Below are 16,400 nucleotides of genomic sequence, written 5' to 3'. Positions count from 1 at the left end.
CGCGTCACCGTCCGCCCCTCCCCGTCCGACCGTCCCCGCGCACCTCGGCTCCGATGTCCTCGATCAAGCTCGACGCCTACGACGTGCGCATCCTGGCCACCCTCCAGCAGGAGGGGCGGATCACCAAGTTGAAGCTGGCCGAGCGCATCGGCCTGTCGCCCAGCCCGTGCTGGGAACGGATGCGCCGGCTGGAACAGGCGGGGATCATCCGCGGCTTCCACGCGGATGTGGACGCGGCCAAGGTGGTGCGGATCACCACGGTGTTCGTCGAGGTGACGCTGTCGAGCCACCGCGGCGGTGACTTCGCCCGCTTCGAGGCCGCGGTGAACGCCCGGCCGGAGATCGTGGAGTGCTGGTCGATCTCGGGGGGCACCGACTATCTGCTCAAGGTCGTCACGGTCGATATCGAGCGCTACCAGGCGCTGATCGACGACCTGCTCGCGGCCGACATCGCGATCGGCCGCTATTTCACCTACATCGTCACCAAGCGGGTGAAGGAGGCGCCCGGCGCGCCGCTGGAGACGCTGCGGCAGCTCGCCCGCGGGCAGACGACGAGGTGAGGCGTGTGATTCCCCTCCTCCTGTGGGAGGAGGGGCTAGGGGAGGAGGCGCCACGGGCACATGCCGCGGGCACCCTCCTCTCCCTATCCCTCTCCTCCCACAGGAGGAGAGGGGACTTGGATTGGCGGTAGGTGTACCCCCGCGCCTAGAGTAAAATCGATGAAGGTCAAGTCGACCTTCATCGTGAATTTTGCTCTAACTGCTTGAATAGAGAGCAAGATTCAGCTGAAAGATGGCTTCCCCTTTCAGCATCTTGCTCTAGTCCGTCTTGCCGCCGACGACGCGGGTGACTTCCTTCGCCTCCGGCCCGTAGGCGCCTTCGGCCGCCGCCAGGGCGTAGGTGACCTCCATGCCGGGTTCGAGGTCGGACAGCGTCTCGCCCTTCACCGCGGTGTCCTGGAAAAACAGGCTCTGCCCGCCCTGGGTCTCCAGCATGCCGTGGCCGCGCTCGGTGTCGACCCGGGTGATCGTGCCGCGCGCCTGGCCCGAGGCCGGGTGCGGCTGCTTGTGATGATGGTCGAAATGCTTGTCGACGTAGCTCTCGACCCGGCGAACCGCGACTTCAAAGGCCTCATTGATCACGCTGTACTGGTCGGCGTGCATGACCGCTTCGTGCGGCCGGTCCTCCTTCTGCGCGACCAGCGTGTCCGCGCCGGGGACCGAGACCTCGACCTTGCAGTGCAGGGTCGCCTTGTCGGTCTGCTTGTGGTCGGCTTCCAACACCACCCGCACGCCGGTAATGTGCCTGCGCAGCCGGTCCAGTTTGCGGGCCTGCTTGATCACCTGGTGGCGCAGGTGATCGGAACTCTCCATGCCGTGGAAAGCGATGTCGACGGGGACGTTCAGATCCGCGTCGTTCACGGCCATCGGGCTTCTCCTTAAGGTCGTCCTGCTCTGCCTTCGCCCGTCGCGGGACGCTGGGAATGGCCAGCGCATCAGCGCCTTACCCCCCGCAAATCACGTCGTGAGCCCGGCCGGCGCACGCAATGGGCAGCAGCCGATCCTAGAGCAAGATGCTGAAAGGTGAAGCCACCTCTCAGCTGAATCTTGCTCTCTCTTCAAGCAGTTAGGGCAAAAATCCACGATGCAGGTCGACCCGACCTTCGTCGATTTTGCTCTATGTCGATAGCGGCAGGCGCGCCGTGATGCGCAGGCCGTTGGGGCTGGCGTTCTCCGCGGTGACCTCGCCGCCCATCGCCTCGACGTTGCGCCGGACCAGCCACAGGCCGATGCCGAAGTGCTGGCTGCCCGCGGTCGGGCTCTGGGCGATCCGGGCGCTTTCGGCGTCTTCCTGCTCGGCCGTCCTCGGCGCGCCGCCGGCCGCCTCCCGGCCTTGGCGGCCGGCGCCGTTCCCGCCCGCGCCGTTCTGGCTGTGCTCGGCGCGGGAAGACACGTAGCGTTCGAAGATCTGCTGGATGCGGTCGGGCTCGACACCCGGACCGGCGTCGGTCACGGAAAGCACGGCGTCGGCCTGCTGGCGCCCGACCGAGACCTCGATCCGGCCGCCTTGCGGGGAAAAGTCGATGGCGTTGTCGAGCAGGTTCTCCAGCACCGTCTCCAGCATGTCCTCGGACGCCAGCACCTCGACCCGGTTCGCCAGCCGGCGATCCAGCTGCACGCCCTTGGCCGCGGCCTGGTCGGTGTAGCCGTCCAGCGTCGCGCCGACGAACTGCGGCAGGTCGATGCGCTCGCGCGGGGCCTCCATCAATTCGGCGGTCGCCTCGTCCATCCGGCGCGAGGCGGCAACCAGGGCGTCCAGCCGGTCGAGCGAGCGTTCGATCAGCTCGATCGAGCGCTGGGCGCGGGTGTTGTCGCCGGCGGCGCGGCGCAGCGGTTCGATCGACTGCGCGATCGTGGCGATCGGCGTCTTGAAGGCGTGGGCGTTGTCCTCCGCGGCGTGGCGGATCGCATGGGCGGCGTTGCGCAGGGTGCTCACCATGCGGTCGAACTCGACCGCCACGCCCTCCAGCTCGGGCACCTGGTTGATCTGGGAGAACTGCGGCCCGGCCTCGGAGATGCCCTGCACGCGGATCGTCCGGGCCGCCCGGGCGAACCGCCGTAGCGCGCGCCAGATCGCGACGAACAGCAGGATCACCAGCACCGCCATGATCACGTAGATGACGAAGGCGGCCTGCACTTCCGGGGTCTGCCAGTACGGCTGGCCGATTGCCGCACCCAGCGCCGCGTCGGTGCTGTGCGAGGTGATCACCGCCCAGCAACCGGCGTCCGTCTTGACCGGCGTGACCGAGGTCAGGACCTCCTCCTCGCCCGCCGGGTTGCGGTAGCGCACAGCAAGCGGCCGGTTGCCGGCGCAGGTGTCCTGCAGCTTCTCGAACACGCCGGTCTCGACCAGCTCGGCGCGCTCCTCCTCCAGGTAGTCGCTGGAGACGCTGGGCGCGGAGGCGATGTAGTAGAAGCCGCTCGGGTCGTCGGCGCTGGCCGGGCGCAGCAGCAGCTTGATCTTCAGCCCGTCGACCCCGCCCAGGCGCTGGAGCGCCTGGCCGATCCCGCGCAGCGCGTCGCCGTCGTAGTCCTGGAGCTGCGGGCGCAGGGCTTCGCCGATCACCTGGCCTTGGTTCTCCAGGCTGCGCAGCAGCAGTTGGCGCTTTTCCTGGTCGACGTCCTGGAACTGCTGGTAGAGCAGCAACGGCACGGCGAAGAACACGATCGCCACCACCGCCGTCTTGGCCGCGACCGAATGCAGGAACGCGCGGATCATCGGGCCGCCCTCCGGTGCGAGCGCGACGACCGGCCTGCCGGCGGCCGCTTGGGGGCGGCGTGCCGAACGCACGTGGGCGCGCCCCCGCGGCGCACCGGCGAACCGCTCACTGGCGGGCCTTGTCGTCGCGCCAACGATAGCCGAAGCCGGGATAGTTCTCGATCGCCTCGAAGGTCTCGTCGAGGGCGCGGAACTTCTGCCGGATGCGCTTGATCAGGGTCCGCACGTTGCCGCGGTAGCCTTCCTCGCCGCTGCCGGCGATGAAGCCAGCGCCGTGCACCTGGTCGTACAGTTCGCGGTAGCGCACGTCGCGCCCCGGCCGACCGGCCAGCAGATCGACGATCCGGAATTCGTTCAGCGTCAGCGGCACCTCCGCGCCCTTCCAGTAGGCGCGGGAGGTTTCCCGGTTCAGTTCCAGATGGCCGATCGTGTCGATCGCGTCGGCATCGCCGCTCGGCCCTTCGCCGGCGGGGGCTGCGTCGGCACGCTTGACCGACAGCTCGATCCGCTTTTTCAGGATCGACAGGCTGCGCGACTTCTCGACGAAGTCGACGGCGCCGTGGTGCAGCGCGGCTTCCTCGTAGATCTGGTCGCCGAGCACGGTCAGGAAGATCACCGGCACCTCGATCTCGTGCTCGCGGATCGCGCGCAGCAGCTGAATGCCGGTCATCCCGGGCATCCGCCAATCGAGCACCACAAGATCGGCGGCATGGCCGGCGCGCAGGTAATCCAGCGCCGGCTGGCCTGCGCCGAAATCGGTGACCTCGTAGCCATCGTCTTTCAGGTTCTGCACCAGGGATTCACGGAACATCGGGTCGTCGTCGACGACCACCAGCCGTGCGTCATCGTCCTCGTTCGCGCTCACTGAGCGTTCTCCCCCTCTGACGGCGCGTTCGCGTCCGTGCCGCTCTCAGCGGCCGCGTCGTCCGCCGGCCCTGACTGGCCCTCCGCGTCGTCCGCCGGCGCGCCTTCGGCGCCGGAGGCCTGGTCGGTGGACGCACCATCGAGTTGCCCGGCCGTCGGGACGCGGGCGCTGTCCCGGGTGTTTCGACCGCTGTCGGCCTGCGGCAGCGGGGCCGCGCGGGTGCGCCCGCGTTCGGCCAAGGTGTACCAGCAAAACGGCCGGCTTCCGACAAAATCACTGGCGGCTTCCAGGTCAAGAGCGAGCGTGCGCTGCTGCTGGCTTTCCAGGTCGAAATAAAAGAACAGTTCGAGCCGGCAGCCCGCCACCTCGTAGGTCCATACGGTCGCGGGGGATTGCTCCTCCACCTCGCTGGGCGGGCCCAGCAGGTCCCAGGTCTGGCTGGTGGTCAGACCGGTCAGGCGGTCCTCGCCAAGCTGGCCGCGCGGCGGCAGCTCGGGCGGCCTGGGCGGCGGCATCCGGCGGTCGCGCGCGCGCTCGGCCCGGTCCTGCGCCGACGGGTCCAGGCCGCTGACGACCTCGGCCTCCCCGTCCGAGACGGAACCGGCGTCCGGGTCGCCCGCGTCGCCGCCGGATCCGGGCGGGAAGGCTTGACATGCCGTCAGCGACAGCAGCAGCAGGACCAAGAGGGCAGTCTTCAAGCTCAATCGCTCCCTTTCGCCCGCGCGCATGGCTGCGGGACGCGGATCTAGCCTATAAGCACGCCCCGGCCTTTGCGACCCCTGTAAACCGACGCGCGGATGTGCGTCCCGTGTCAGCCCCCTCACGTGCGGTCAAGCCCGCCGCACTTGCGGCGGAAAACTTCACGGCGGCGGCGTCGGGCCTGCCTGGCGCCGCGGCTTGCGGCACCGCGCCGCAGTCCGGTCCAAGTTTTAGCCTATGTTTGGTGGCCGATCTGCGCTGTAGCTCTTCAAGCATACTGCTCTTGAGATAAGATTTAGAAGAAAGCATGTGAAAACTCTTTAACGCGTCTGACAAATCGACTATGTCTTACACAGTTTTCGGAACCGGAGGAAAGGCCCAAAATGAGCGAATCGAACGAGACCCCCAACAACCAGACGATCGCGGAGATGACCACGCGGATCGTCTCCGCCTACGTCGCGCACAACCATGTCGAGCCGGATCAGGTGCCGCAGGTCATCCAGGCCGTGGCCCGCGATCTGAAGAACCTGCAGTCGGGCGAGGCCGAAGCCGGGCCCGGCGAGGCGCAGCCGGCCGTCAGCCCGCGCAAGTCGATCGGCAAGGACCATCTGGTCTGCCTGGCGTGCGGGCGGAAGCAGAAGGCGCTGAAGCGCCACCTCGCCAAAGCGCACAACCTGACCCCGGAGCAGTACCGCGAGACCTACGGCCTGCGGCCGGACTACCCGATGGTCGCGCCGAACACCTCCAAGCGCCGCTCGGAGATCGCGCGCTCGATCGGGCTCGGCCGCCGCGAGGGCGAAGGCGGGTCCGAGGCGGCTTAAAACGCGCCGCCGCCCTGACCGGCCGGGGCGCTGTGTTCGGCGTCGCGGGTTGCGGCGAAATTCCCGCCCCGGCGCGCAAGCGCCGGGGTGGACAGCGCCCGGTTACTTGCCTATGTCAGGGGTGCATCGCGATGCCAGAAGTGGTCCGGCCTCTCGGTATAAGACCTATCGGCACCGGTCCGTGTGAGGCCTTCTCACGGCGCCGCGTGCACGGCTTCCGATGCCGGGCCACTCAGGCCGCGCCCCGGTCGGCGCGCCTTGTGGGCGCTCCCCGCGGGACGTCGCATGATGTCTGGACTCGAGGCGCGGTCTTGCCGACGGGACCCTGACGGCGGGATCCGGGCGACGGGACGCTGTCGACGAAACATGGCATCGCGATCCTCCCGACCGCTTGAACTGAAGCGAACGACCTCCCTGGCTGTCTCTCTTCGGGGGCGCGGTCGGTTCGCTGTTCGCTGCGGGTGCCGGCCGCGTCCTCTTCTTATTGTACAGCCAGGGGGCCGCTTCCGCCGGCCGCCGCTCGCTGACACGGAGCGCTCACGCTCGCCTGTCTTGAAGCCGGCCCCGCCCCTCGTCAGATCGTCCGGTTAGACAACAGCGCAGCACGCGTTTTCATTTCGGGCATCTAGGGGAAGGTCATGCGACACATCAGTCACGTCATCGTCGCCCTCGCCGCGATCGGCCTGTCGCTCGCCGGTTGCGCGCGCGGCGGGCCCAGCGGCGCTGAAGTCGCGGGCGGCGCCGGGGGCGCCGTCCTGGGCGGCGTCGTCGGCAGCCAGATCGGCGGCGGCACCGGCAAGCTGATCGCCACCGGCGCCGGCGCCGTGATCGGCGCGCTGGTCGGCTCGGAAATCGGCCGGCGGCTGAGCGAGGGCGACGAGGAGCGCCTGACCCGCACCACCCAGGAGACGCTGGAGAACAACCCGACCGGCGAGAGCTCGACCTGGGAGAACCCAGACACCGGCCATCGCGGCACGGTCACGCCGACGGAAACGTACAAGACCGACTCCGGCCGCTATTGCCGCGAGTTCCAGCAGACCATCATCGTCGGCGGCGAAGCCAAGGACGCCTACGGCACCGCGTGCCGCCAGCCCGACGGCAGCTGGAAGATCGTCGAGAGCTGACGCCGCCCCGCCCGGCCAAACCGACGTTTCGGATGCCGTGCCGGCCGGGTTGGGCTCCCGGCCGGCTTGTTTTTCGGACCCGGCCGATCGGTGACTTGGCCTGCGCCCCGAGCCGGCATCGGCGCGATTTCGCTCGACTTCCACCAGAATTAATGTGTTTAAATCCGGTGCCTTGCCGTTTTGTTCGAAACCTTTTTGAAAGCTTCGGGGCTTAAAGTGTTCAGGACAAGCGGGGATGACCCACGCGGCGGTCCGGCTGGCGCGGACGCCGCAGCAGACGATGAGAGCGAACCGATGTCCATCAACCGGCCCCGACTCCCCCTCCTGGCAAGCCTGCCCGCGCGCCTCGCCCGCGGGGTCGATCCGGCGCTCAGCTGGCTGAAGCGGGAACTGGACAGCGCGCGCCGCGACACTCAGGACGCCCAGTTCATGGCGACCCCACGCGGCAGCCTGTATCAGCATCCCGACTGGCTGAGTCGTTAGGCGCGGGTCAGCTGAACGGCGGTTCTACCTTGCGGCGTCTTGCCCTTGGGCTCCTCCACGGGCGCGTCCGCAACCGGCGGGCCGCACGGAGCAGCCGCGGCAGCCGGGCGAGGTAGGCGGCGCAGGCCATCGCCTCATGCATCCAGAAGCCCGGCTTGCCGGCGGTTCCCGGCACCGGCGCCGGCCGGCAGCGCACGCCCGCCAGGCGGAAACACAGCCAGGCGCGCGGCATGTGCGGCCAGTCGGTGACCAGGTAACCGCCGCGCAGACCGTGACGGCGCACCAGGTGCGCCGTCAGCACGGCGTTCTGCAGCGTGTTGCGCGACCGCGCCTCGGCCAGGATCGCGGCCGGCGGCACGCCGGCAGCGCCGGCGACCTCCGCGATCGCCGCGGCTTCCCGCGCGGCGCCGCCGCCCACCGCGACCAACACCCGATCCGACCGGCCCAGGGTCAGGCGGGCGCCATGGCGCGCCCGGCGCACCAGCGCCGGGTTCGGCCCGCGCCGGCCGTCGCGGAAGGCCGCGCCCAGCACGATCACGCTGTCCCGCCCGCCGGCTCCGTCGTCCATACCGACCGGCGATAGCCGATCGCGGCAGGCTTGGCCAGCGCCGCCACCCGTCGACCGCCGCCGCACCGATCCCGTCCGGCACCATGAAGTCCTTGCGCGGGCGCGGAAAATCGCCACCATGGAGGGACCCTTTGCCGCCCCTGGTCCCGTGTCGCCCGAGCACCCCCGTCTGATGCGCCCCATCCTGCAAATCGCCGGCCTGACCCGCCGGTTCGGGCGTGTCGCCGCGGTCGACGACGTGTCGTTCGACCTGAACGCGGGCGAGGTGCTGGGCTTCCTGGGCCCGAACGGGGCCGGCAAGTCGACCAGCATGAAAATGATCGCGGGCGCGCTGTCGATCACCCACGGCACCGTCCGGGTGTGCGGGCACGACGTCGCGACCGACCGGCGCGCGGCGCAGCGGCACATCGGCTACCTGCCGGAAGGCGCGCCGCTCTACCCCGACATGACCCCGCGGGCCGTGCTCGACACGGCCGCCCGCCTGCGCGGCTATCGCGGTGCCGCGCGGCGCCGGCAGATCGCCTGGGCGGTCGACCGGCTGGAGCTGGACGGCGCGCTCGACCGGCCGATCGAGACCCTGTCCAAGGGGTTCAAGCGGCGCGCCGCGCTGGCCCAGGCGATCCTGCACCAGCCCGACCTGTTGATCCTGGACGAACCGACCGACGGCCTGGACCCCAACCAGAAGCACGCGGTGCGCGGCCTGCTGCGCGAGCTGGCGGCGAACCGGGCGATCCTGATCTCGACCCACGTGCTGGAGGAGGTGGAGGCTGTGTGCAGCCGCTGCATCGTGGTCTCCGCCGGCCGGATCGTCGCCGACGCCGCGCCGGCGGAGCTCGCCCGGCGCGGGCCGCTGGATCAGGTGTTCCGCCAGCTGACCCGGGCCGCCTAGCCATGCGCGCCGCCGACAGCCCGGGCCCAGCGCCGCCGGGCGCGTTCACGCTCACCCTCACGCTGGCGAAGCGGGAGCTGGCGGCCTATTTCCTGAGCCCGCTCGCCTACGTCTTCATCATCGCCTTCCTGGTGCTCTCGGCGCTGCTGACCTTCCAGCTCGGCGGGTTCTTCGCCCGCGGGCAGGCCGATCTGGTCCCGTTCTTCGACTTCCACCCCTGGCTCTATCTGGTGCTGGTCCCGGCGGTCGGCATGCGGCTGTGGGCGGAGGAGCGGCGCAGCGGCACCCTGGAGCTGCTGCTGAGCCTGCCGGTGACGAGCGGACACCTGGTGGTCGCCAAGTTCGCCGCCGGCTGGGTCTTCCTGGGCCTGGCGCTGGCGCTGACCGCGCCGATCTGGATCGCGGTCGCCTATCTGGGCGCGCCCGACCATGGCGCGATCCTGGCCGGCTACCTCGGCTCCTGGCTGATGGCGGGCGGCTATCTCGCGGTCGCCGCGTGCCTGTCGGCGGCGACGCGGAACCAGGTGGTCGCCTTCGTCCTCGCGCTCGCGGCCTGCTTCGTCCTGCTCGCCGGCGGCAGCGAGGTCGGCCAGGGGCTGTTGTCCGAGATCCTGCCCGCCGGCTTAACCGACGCGCTGTCTCAGCTGTCGGTGCTGAGCCGCTTCGCCGGCTTCCAGCGGGGCGTGGTCGCGCTGTCCGACGTCGTGTTCTTCGTCTCGCTCATCGGCTGTGCGCTTGTCGCCAACACCGCGCTGGTCGAACTGCAGCGCGACGCCTGAAACCAGAAGCATCGTCCGTGTTCACCCGCCGCACCCGCTCCCGCCTGACGATCGCGCTCGCCATCGCCTGCTTCCTGGCGGTCAACGCCTTCGCGCTGCAGGCCCTGGAGCGCGCGCGCCTGGACCTGACGGCCGACCACCGGCATACCCTGTCCGACGCGACGCGCGCGGTGCTGGCGGACATCCCGGAGCCGATTACGCTCGCCTACTACCGCTCGCAGGCGGTGATCGAGTCGGGCCCGCCGCTTGCCGACCATGCCCGGCGGGTCTCGGCGATGCTGGCGCAGTACGTGCGCCTGTCGGACGGCATGCTGCGCCTGCGGCGCTTCACGCCCGAGCCGTACTCGCCCGAGGAGGACCGCGCGCTCGCCGACGGCCTGACCGCGCTGCAGCTGGGCCGGGCCGGGGAGACCGCCTATTTCGGGCTGGTCGGGCGCAACAGCACCGACGACCGCAAGACGATCCCGCTGTTCGCCCCGGAACGCGCGGCCTTCCTGGAACACGACCTGACCCGCGCGGTCCAGCGGCTGGCGCACCCGGAGGCGCCGCGCGTCGGCCTTCTGACCGACCTGCCGATGGCGGGCGACCCGCGGCGCGGCACCCCGGCGTGGCGCGTGCTCGAGCGGCTGCGCCAGAATTACGATGTCGTCGAGATCCAGGCCGCCGATGCCGCCCTGCCCGACGCCCTCGACCTGCTGATCCTGGCCCAGCCGCCGGCGCTCGATGGCGACCTCGAGGCGGCGATCCGCGGCTACGCGGCGGCCGGCGGCGCGGTGGTCGCCTTCGCCGACCCGTTCGCGGAGACGCAGGCGCTCGCAAGCGCCCCCGGCACCCCCTACGGCGACGGGCTGCGAACGCTGGCCCCGCTGCTGGCGGACTGGGGCGTGGCGATCGACGCACAGGCGGTGGTCGGCGACCGGGCGCACGCCCGGCGGGTGCGGGCGCGCGTCGGCGGGCGGGAGACCGCGGTCGACTACCTGCCCTGGCTGCTGCTGCCGGGCGAGCGGCTGGCGGCGGACGACCCCGCGACCGCCAACCTGCCGGGCCTGGCGCTGAACTCCGCCGGCAGCCTGCAAGCGGTCGATGGCACGGCCTTGCGTCCGCTGGTCACGACCAGCGACCAGGCCGCCGCGATCCCGCTCGACCGGATCGCCACCCGGCCGAACCCGGGCCGCCTGTTGGCCGATTTCGCGCCGAGCGGGGAGCCGCGCGTGTTGGCCGCGCGGGTCGACCGGCCGGCGGGCGCGGGCGCGCTGGTCGTGGTCGCCGACAGCGATTTGCTGGACGACGCGGTCTGGACCCGCCGGCAGGAGGTGATGGGCGAGACGCGCCGCGTCGCCGCCACCGGCAACGGCGATTTCGTGCTCAATTTGGCCGACACGCTGACCGGCGGTCAGGCCCTGTTGGACCTGCGCGGCCGCGGCCTGAGCGACCGGCCGTTCACCGTGATCGAGCGGATCCGGCGCGCGGCCGAGGCGCGATACCGCGCGCGCGAACAGCGCCTGGCGGAGCGGGTGAACCAGGCTCAGCAGCGGATCGCCAGCCTGCAACGGCGCGAGCGGGAGACCGGCCTGGTGCTGTCCGACGCCCAGCGCGCGGAGATCGACCGCCTGCGCGCCGACATGCTGGCGGCGCGCGGCGAATTGCGCGCCGTCCAGCACGAACTGCGGGCTGGCGTCGCCACCATCGAGTCCCGGGTACAGGCGCTGGTCACCTGGAGCGTGCCGGCGCTGGTCGCGCTGCTGGCGCTCGCCCTGGCGCTGGTCCGCCGGGTTCGGCGCGCCCGCACCCCCGCGGCGCGCGGCTAGGGGGGAGCTGGCGATGTCGCTGCGCACCCTGATCGTGCTCGCGCTGGTCACCCTGCTCTCGGGCGGCGGTGCCCTGACGCTGTCGTGGCTGGAGCCGCGGCCGGCGCAGGTGCGGCTCGCGGGCGAGCCGGTGCTGCCCGGCTTGGCCGGCCGCCTGCCGGCCGTGCAGCGGATCGCGGTCGAGGTGCGGGGCAAGCCCGGCGTGGTGCTGGTGCGCGACGGCGACGGCTGGGCGGTCGCAAGCGCACACGGCTACCCGGCGCGCACGGAGCGGGTGAACCGGCTGCTGGTCGGCCTCGCCAAGCTGGAGAAGATCGCGCCCAAGACAGCCGATCCCGCGCGTTTCCGACGGCTGGCGCTGGGCGATCCGGCGACCGATCCGCTGGCCCGGCGGGTCACCCTGACCGGCCGCGACGGCGGCGATATCGCGCAACTGATCGTCGGCAAGCAGCGCCACGAGCTGACCGGCCGGGCGTCCAGCGGCACCTACGTCCGGGTGCCGGGCGGCGAGCGCGCCTGGCTCGCCGCCGGTTTGGCGGACCTGTCGGACGACGCCTATCCGTTCCTGGACACCGCCGTGATCGACCTGCCCCCGGGGAAGATCCGCCGGATCGAGATCGCGCGCGTCGGCGGCGGCCGGCTGGTCGCGGTGCGCCCGGCGGAAGACGCGCCGGCGCTGGCGATCGCCGACGTGCCGCGGGGCCGGCGGCTCGACGTCGCCGCCGTGCGCCGGCTGGGATCGCTCGTCTCGGAGATCAAGTTCGACCGGGTCGCGCCGGCCAGCACCCTCGAGCGTGCGACCCGCGTGGCGGCGACCACGGTGGTCACGTTCGACGGGCTGCGCCTGCAGCTACGCGTGTTCGAACGCGATCGGCGGTTCTGGCTGACCCTGTCGGCCAGCGCCGACCGCCCGGCCGCCGCGGAGCGGGCCGGACGCCTCGACGCCCGGCTCGACGGCTGGGCCTACATGGTCGCGGACTACATCGCCGAGCGCCTGACCCGCACCCAGGCAGACGTATTAAGCGATTAATCGTCCGCGCGCTCGGCGTCGCGCTTTTCATCGCGTTTCAGCCGGTACAGCTCGAACCCGGCAAGTACCAGCGGAATCGCGAACCACAACGCCGCCTTGCCGATCACCATCATCACCGTCATCGCGGCGCGCCTCCCGGCCCATTCCTTCCGACCGGAAAATTGGTCCCGACCCAGCCCCCGGCAAGGCACTTGAGCCGGCCGACCGGCATCATCGCCGATCCGTGGCGTGCCGGCTACCCGGTCAGGGGGAAGCGTTCGACCAGGTCGAAGGCGGTATAGCGGTCGGGCTGGGTGACCAGGGACAGGGCGTCGAGCGTCCAATCCATGGTGAGCAGCGGGGCCAGCTGCGGCTGCAGGGCGCGCGCCAGCAGCGTACGGGTCTGGCCGTCGCACGGGCCCGCGAGGGTGACGTGGAAACGGAAAGTGTCGAACACGTACGGGTAGCCCCAGCGGTGCAGGTGCTCCTCCTGGCGCGGGGTCAGGCCGTCGGCGCGCCGGCGCTCCAGCTCGCGGCCCCCCAACGGGGCGCGGTAGGGGTCGAATGCCTGCACCACGTTGGCGGCGAGCGCGTCCAGCTCCGGCGCCTGGCGGCTCGGCCGCAGCACCAGGTAGGGGCCGAGCTCGGCCAGCTCCGGCTCGGGGATCGGGGCCGCGGCGTGCTGGGCGGCGAAGTCGGCGATCGCCTGGCCGAGCACTTCCGGCGCCACGCCGTCGGCCAGATGGAAGGGCGCGCGCAGGGTGGCGTGCAGGCCGTAGTGGGCCGGCCCCTCGGTCGCCTGGATCAGGGTATCGGGATCGACGCCGACCGCCTGCGCCAGATCCGCCCGGCCGGGGCCGAACAGCTGCTCGCCCAGGATCGCCATCGGCCCGTCGGGCGGCGGCGTCCAGTAGATCGCGTAACGGGCGTCCGCCGGGTCGGGCGTCTCGTCGGCGGGCGGCGCGGTGCCGGGCTCGCCGTCGGTTTCCGGCCCGGTGGCCGCGCCAGCGTCGGGTCTCGGTTGCGCCTGCGCGGGCTTCTGGGAAAGCGGCCCTTGCGGCGTGTTGCTCGATCGGTCCATGCGCCCTCTTTCGTTCACAGCAGTGGCCTGTCCTGGCTCAGACGCGCTGCGTGTTTAACCCGAGCCCGTGTTCGAGGGCAAAGACCAACATACGCCCAGCGAGTCGGGTAGACTTGCGCACGTCGCCGCTGGCGGGCCGTGTCGGCCTGAGACCTGGACACGAAATCGATCCAAGCCGAGCCGGCTTTCATCGTGAATTTTGCTGTATCTCGCCGAAGACAAGGCGAGATTGAGCGGGAAGGCGGGGCCGCCTCTCAGCGTCTTCCCCCTGGGTATCCCTCCCATGGGTTGGTTGGTCGGCCGGGCGTTGTGCGAGCGCGCCCACGCAACGGCGTAACCTCCCGGGACGGACGCACGCCGTGCGGCTGTAAGTCCGCGACGGGCGGCGCCGGCACAACCGAAAGCGCGTATTTCTATAATTTTGTACGTTTCAACGGTGTATACAGCCGATTGTGGCTGGTAGCGTCCTTCACAGTCCAAACGAAGCAAAGAAAGGCCTTCGCTATGGCGAATAGGCCGACTGTCACAGAATTGTCAAACGACGTTCTGTAAGAAAAGGCGAAACTCTTCAACGCCAATTCGATCGTTGATGTTTCAGATATCTTTTCGGAAGATCTCCACAAACAGATGAAACGTGAAGCACAAAATCTGATCTCTAAAGATGGCAAACAACGCGAGTTCCGGATGGACGCGACCGATCAAACGCCGCGCCGGATGAAAAACGTTGAGCAACAATATATCGCCGAACAAAATGGCGTGATTGCCAATTTGGACAAAGACGAACGATTACATGAACTCGTCTCCAAGATCGTGCGCGACAACGTCTATTCGTGCCCCTATGAGCCCGAGCGCATGGTCATTACCCAGCTTGACGAGAAAGGCGCTACGCACGGCTGGCACTGGGATGACTATTCCCTTGCGCTTGTCTGGATCCTGGATGCGCCGCCGCCCGAAACAGGGGGCGTTCTCCAATGCGTTCCGAACATCTTCTGGGACAAGGAGAAGCCCGACGTGCTCCGGTTCTTCCTGAAGAACCCGATCTATTCTTACCATTTCGGCCCGGGCCAAGCCTATCTCATGCAGACAAGCCGGACGATGCACCGCGTCTACCCGTTGCTCGACAACGAGCATCGGCGGCTGATCGTGAACTTCGCCTTCGCCACCGAGGAGGACATGCGATCCGACATCAGCCACGAGAGGGTTGAAGCCCTCTGGGAGCCGACCTGATGCCCGCGGCCCCGGCTCATCAGCCGTCCATTCGGCGGATCGTGCTCGCGTACTCCGGCGGCTTGGACACCACGGTCGCCCTGAAATGGCTGCAGGAGACGTACGGCGCCGAGGTCGTCTGCCTGATCGTCGATGTCGGGCAACCGGAAGACCTGGACGCGATCGCCGGACGCGCCAGCAATGCTGGCGCGTCCGAGGTCCGGATCGAGAACGCGCGCGCGGAGTTCGCCCAAGACTTCGCGTGGCCGATGCTGAAAGGTAACGCCCTGTACGAGGGCCGCTATCTTCTCGGGTCGGCCTTGGCGCGGCCGTTGATCGCGAAGAAGCAGGTCGACGTCGCCCGGGAGCTCGGGGCGGACGCGGTATCTCACGGCGCCACCGGGAAGGGCAACGACCAGATCCGCTTCGAGTTGACCTACGCAGCCTTGGCGCCGGATCTCGCGGTGACGGTTCCCTGGCGGGAGTGGGGCCTCTCGTCCAGGTCGGATCTGCTCAACTATGCGAGTTGCGCACCGCGCTTTGCGCGACCCTGTCGGACGAAACTTGGGCTACACTGCGCGTGTTCACTGGCAGCGAGGTTGGCTTCCCCTTGGTGCGGTAAGCCCGAATGCGAGTTTGGACCCGGAGCCCCATGAGCACCCCGATCTGCGCCACGGATCGCCGATCCCGGAGCGCGTTTGCGAGACTTCCTGTTGTTGGGGCTCTACGCCGGTGACGTTCTCTCTCATCAGGAGCTTGAGATGGACGTTCTTTACAAGCGCTGTGCCGGCCTGGACGTGCACAAGACTAGCGTCGTGGCCTGTGTTCGCCTGGCCGACGGCGCCACGGTAAACCGGGATGTGCGGAGCTTCGACACGACGACCAGCGCGCTGCTGGACCTATCCGCGTGGCTGGCCGAGCACGGCTGCACGCATGTCGCCATGGAGGCGACCGGCGTCTACTGGAAGCCGGTCTGGCACATCCTCGCCGACGGCGACGTCGATCTGGTCCTCGTCAACGCCGCGCACGTCAAGGCTGTTCCCGGCCGCAAGACCGACGTCAACGACGCCACCTGGTTAGCCGATCTGCTCGCCCACGGGCTGGTCCGCAGCAGCTTCGTGCCACCAGTCGCGATCGCCGAGATTCGCGAGCTGGTCCGTACCCGCAAGCAACTCACCCGCGAGAAGACCCGGCACGCCCAGCGCATCCAGAAGACCCTCGAAGCCGCCAACATCAAGTTGGACTCGGTGATCAGTGAGATCCTGGGCGTCACCGGCCGCGCCATCCTGGACGCGATCGTCGCCGGCGAGAGCGATCCCACCGTCCTCGCCGCCAAGGCGGATCGCCGCATCAAGGCGAGCCCTGAGGATCTGCGTGCGGCGCTGTTTGGCCGCGTCACCCGGAACCATCGCTTCCTACTCAAGCTCCACCTGCAGCACATCGATGCGATCGACCAGGCGATCGCCGACATCGACGCGGAGGTGACCGAACGGCTGGCCCCTTTTCGTCAAGCGGCGCGCCTGCTGACGAGCATCCCAGGGGTGGGAGAGGTCAGCGCTGAGACGATCATCTCGGAGATCGGCGTCGACATGGATCGGTTCCCGACCGCAGGTCACCTCGTCTCATGGGCCGGACTCGTCCCACGCAACGATGAAAGTGCCGGCAAACGCCGGTCCAACCGGCTGCGCCCTGGGGCACCCTGGCTGAAGACGACGCTCGTCCAGTGCGCGGTCAGCGCCAGCAAAGCCAAGGGCACCTACCTGCGTGCGCTATACCATCGCTTGCGCGC

General features: G+C 69.6%; 17 protein-coding genes and 1 pseudogene. 11 read left to right on the top strand and 7 right to left on the bottom strand.

The genetic code is table 11. From position 1 onward, the window contains the following. On the top strand, window positions 1-560 hold a 560-nt coding region (locus CKO28_RS22365; protein ID WP_437127649.1), incomplete at its 5' end, for an Lrp/AsnC family transcriptional regulator. A gap of 258 nt (window positions 561-818) precedes the next feature. Here the strand turns inward: CKO28_RS22365 and CKO28_RS22360 are convergent. The 4 genes from CKO28_RS22360 to CKO28_RS22345 form a co-directional block, all read right to left on the bottom strand. Further along, window positions 819-1,427, bottom strand: a complete 609-nt coding sequence (locus tag CKO28_RS22360; protein WP_200343114.1) for an HPF/RaiA family ribosome-associated protein — start codon at window positions 1,425-1,427, stop codon at window positions 819-821. Between the two features lie 250 nt (window positions 1,428-1,677). Next, a complete protein-coding gene (locus CKO28_RS22355) occupies window positions 1,678-3,279 on the bottom strand; it encodes a sensor histidine kinase (protein WP_200343113.1) in 1,602 nt (533 codons plus the stop codon). Window positions 3,280-3,385: 106 nt separating this feature from the next. Continuing rightward, the gene (locus tag CKO28_RS22350; RefSeq protein ID WP_338050225.1) at window positions 3,386-4,144 is read right to left on the bottom strand and encodes a response regulator transcription factor; all 759 of its coding nucleotides are present in this window, start codon (window positions 4,142-4,144) and stop codon (window positions 3,386-3,388) included. After that, a complete protein-coding gene (locus CKO28_RS22345) occupies window positions 4,141-4,842 on the bottom strand; it encodes a hypothetical protein (protein WP_200343112.1) in 702 nt (233 codons plus the stop codon). Before CKO28_RS22345 ends, CKO28_RS22350 begins: the two co-directional genes overlap by 4 nt. A gap of 384 nt (window positions 4,843-5,226) precedes the next feature. Between CKO28_RS22345 and CKO28_RS22340 the strand changes: the two genes are divergently transcribed. The 3 genes from CKO28_RS22340 (at window position 5,227) to CKO28_RS22330 (ending at window position 7,271) form a co-directional block, all read left to right on the top strand. Continuing rightward, window positions 5,227-5,664: a Ros/MucR family transcriptional regulator gene (locus CKO28_RS22340; RefSeq protein ID WP_200343111.1), complete on the top strand. Its 438-nt coding sequence runs from the start codon at window positions 5,227-5,229 to the stop codon at window positions 5,662-5,664. Between the two features lie 638 nt (window positions 5,665-6,302). After that, window positions 6,303-6,788 carry an RT0821/Lpp0805 family surface protein gene (locus CKO28_RS22335; RefSeq protein WP_200343110.1) on the top strand — a complete coding sequence of 162 codons (486 nt, stop codon included), beginning with the start codon at window positions 6,303-6,305 and terminating at the stop codon, window positions 6,786-6,788. 294 nt (window positions 6,789-7,082) lie between these two features. Next, window positions 7,083-7,271 carry a hypothetical protein gene (locus CKO28_RS22330; RefSeq protein ID WP_200343109.1) on the top strand — a complete coding sequence of 63 codons (189 nt, stop codon included), beginning with the start codon at window positions 7,083-7,085 and terminating at the stop codon, window positions 7,269-7,271. Window positions 7,272-7,278: 7 nt separating this feature from the next. On the opposite strand, the gene CKO28_RS22325 is transcribed toward CKO28_RS22330, so the two are convergent. Beyond that, window positions 7,279-7,839 (bottom strand): YdcF family protein, encoded by a 561-nt coding sequence (locus CKO28_RS22325; protein WP_200343108.1) that lies wholly within the window; start codon window positions 7,837-7,839, stop codon window positions 7,279-7,281. Window positions 7,840-8,011: 172 nt separating this feature from the next. Between CKO28_RS22325 and CKO28_RS22320 the strand changes: the two genes are divergently transcribed. Genes CKO28_RS22320 through CKO28_RS22305 form a run of 4 tightly spaced genes read left to right on the top strand, consistent with a single transcriptional unit; the run spans window position 8,012 to window position 12,345 of the window. Further along, entirely contained in the window at window positions 8,012-8,728 is a 717-nt protein-coding gene (locus CKO28_RS22320) for an ABC transporter ATP-binding protein (protein ID WP_200343107.1), read from the top strand. Between the two features lie 2 nt (window positions 8,729-8,730). Then, window positions 8,731-9,507: an ABC transporter permease subunit gene (locus CKO28_RS22315; RefSeq protein WP_200343106.1), complete on the top strand. Its 777-nt coding sequence runs from the start codon at window positions 8,731-8,733 to the stop codon at window positions 9,505-9,507. Between the two features lie 17 nt (window positions 9,508-9,524). Then, window positions 9,525-11,315: a Gldg family protein gene (locus tag CKO28_RS22310; RefSeq protein WP_200343105.1), complete on the top strand. Its 1,791-nt coding sequence runs from the start codon at window positions 9,525-9,527 to the stop codon at window positions 11,313-11,315. 13 nt (window positions 11,316-11,328) lie between these two features. Beyond that, window positions 11,329-12,345: a DUF4340 domain-containing protein gene (locus tag CKO28_RS22305; protein ID WP_200343104.1), complete on the top strand. Its 1,017-nt coding sequence runs from the start codon at window positions 11,329-11,331 to the stop codon at window positions 12,343-12,345. On the opposite strand, the gene CKO28_RS28970 is transcribed toward CKO28_RS22305, so the two are convergent. Both CKO28_RS28970 and CKO28_RS22300 read right to left on the bottom strand, forming a co-directional pair. Then, window positions 12,342-12,467: a hypothetical protein gene (locus tag CKO28_RS28970; RefSeq protein WP_274611053.1), complete on the bottom strand. Its 126-nt coding sequence runs from the start codon at window positions 12,465-12,467 to the stop codon at window positions 12,342-12,344. The two genes, CKO28_RS22305 and CKO28_RS28970, sit on opposite strands and share 4 nt — an antisense overlap. Window positions 12,468-12,580: 113 nt before the next feature. Continuing rightward, window positions 12,581-13,405, bottom strand: coding sequence for a DUF1045 domain-containing protein (locus CKO28_RS22300; RefSeq protein ID WP_200343103.1), 825 nt, complete (start codon window positions 13,403-13,405; stop codon window positions 12,581-12,583). A 573-nt stretch (window positions 13,406-13,978) separates the two neighbouring features. On the opposite strand from CKO28_RS22300, the pseudogene CKO28_RS22295 reads away from it, so the two are divergent. From CKO28_RS22295 to CKO28_RS22285, 3 genes and pseudogenes are all read left to right on the top strand, one after another. Then, window positions 13,979-14,632, top strand: a pseudogene (locus CKO28_RS22295) (HalD/BesD family halogenase); the annotation flags it as partial. Then, window positions 14,632-15,267 carry an argininosuccinate synthase domain-containing protein gene (locus CKO28_RS22290; protein ID WP_200343101.1) on the top strand — a complete coding sequence of 212 codons (636 nt, stop codon included), beginning with the start codon at window positions 14,632-14,634 and terminating at the stop codon, window positions 15,265-15,267. The pseudogene CKO28_RS22295 and the gene CKO28_RS22290, both read left to right, overlap by 1 nt. A gap of 105 nt (window positions 15,268-15,372) precedes the next feature. Next, window positions 15,373-16,400: IS110 family RNA-guided transposase (locus CKO28_RS22285; protein ID WP_200343100.1), on the top strand; the 1,028-nt coding region annotated here is incomplete at its 3' end.

This window comes from Rhodovibrio sodomensis (assembly GCF_016583645.1).
Taxonomy (GTDB): domain Bacteria; phylum Pseudomonadota; class Alphaproteobacteria; order Kiloniellales; family Rhodovibrionaceae; genus Rhodovibrio; species Rhodovibrio sodomensis.
Note: the sequence above shows the minus strand (reverse complement) of the source record. Positions and strands in the feature narration are given on the sequence as shown.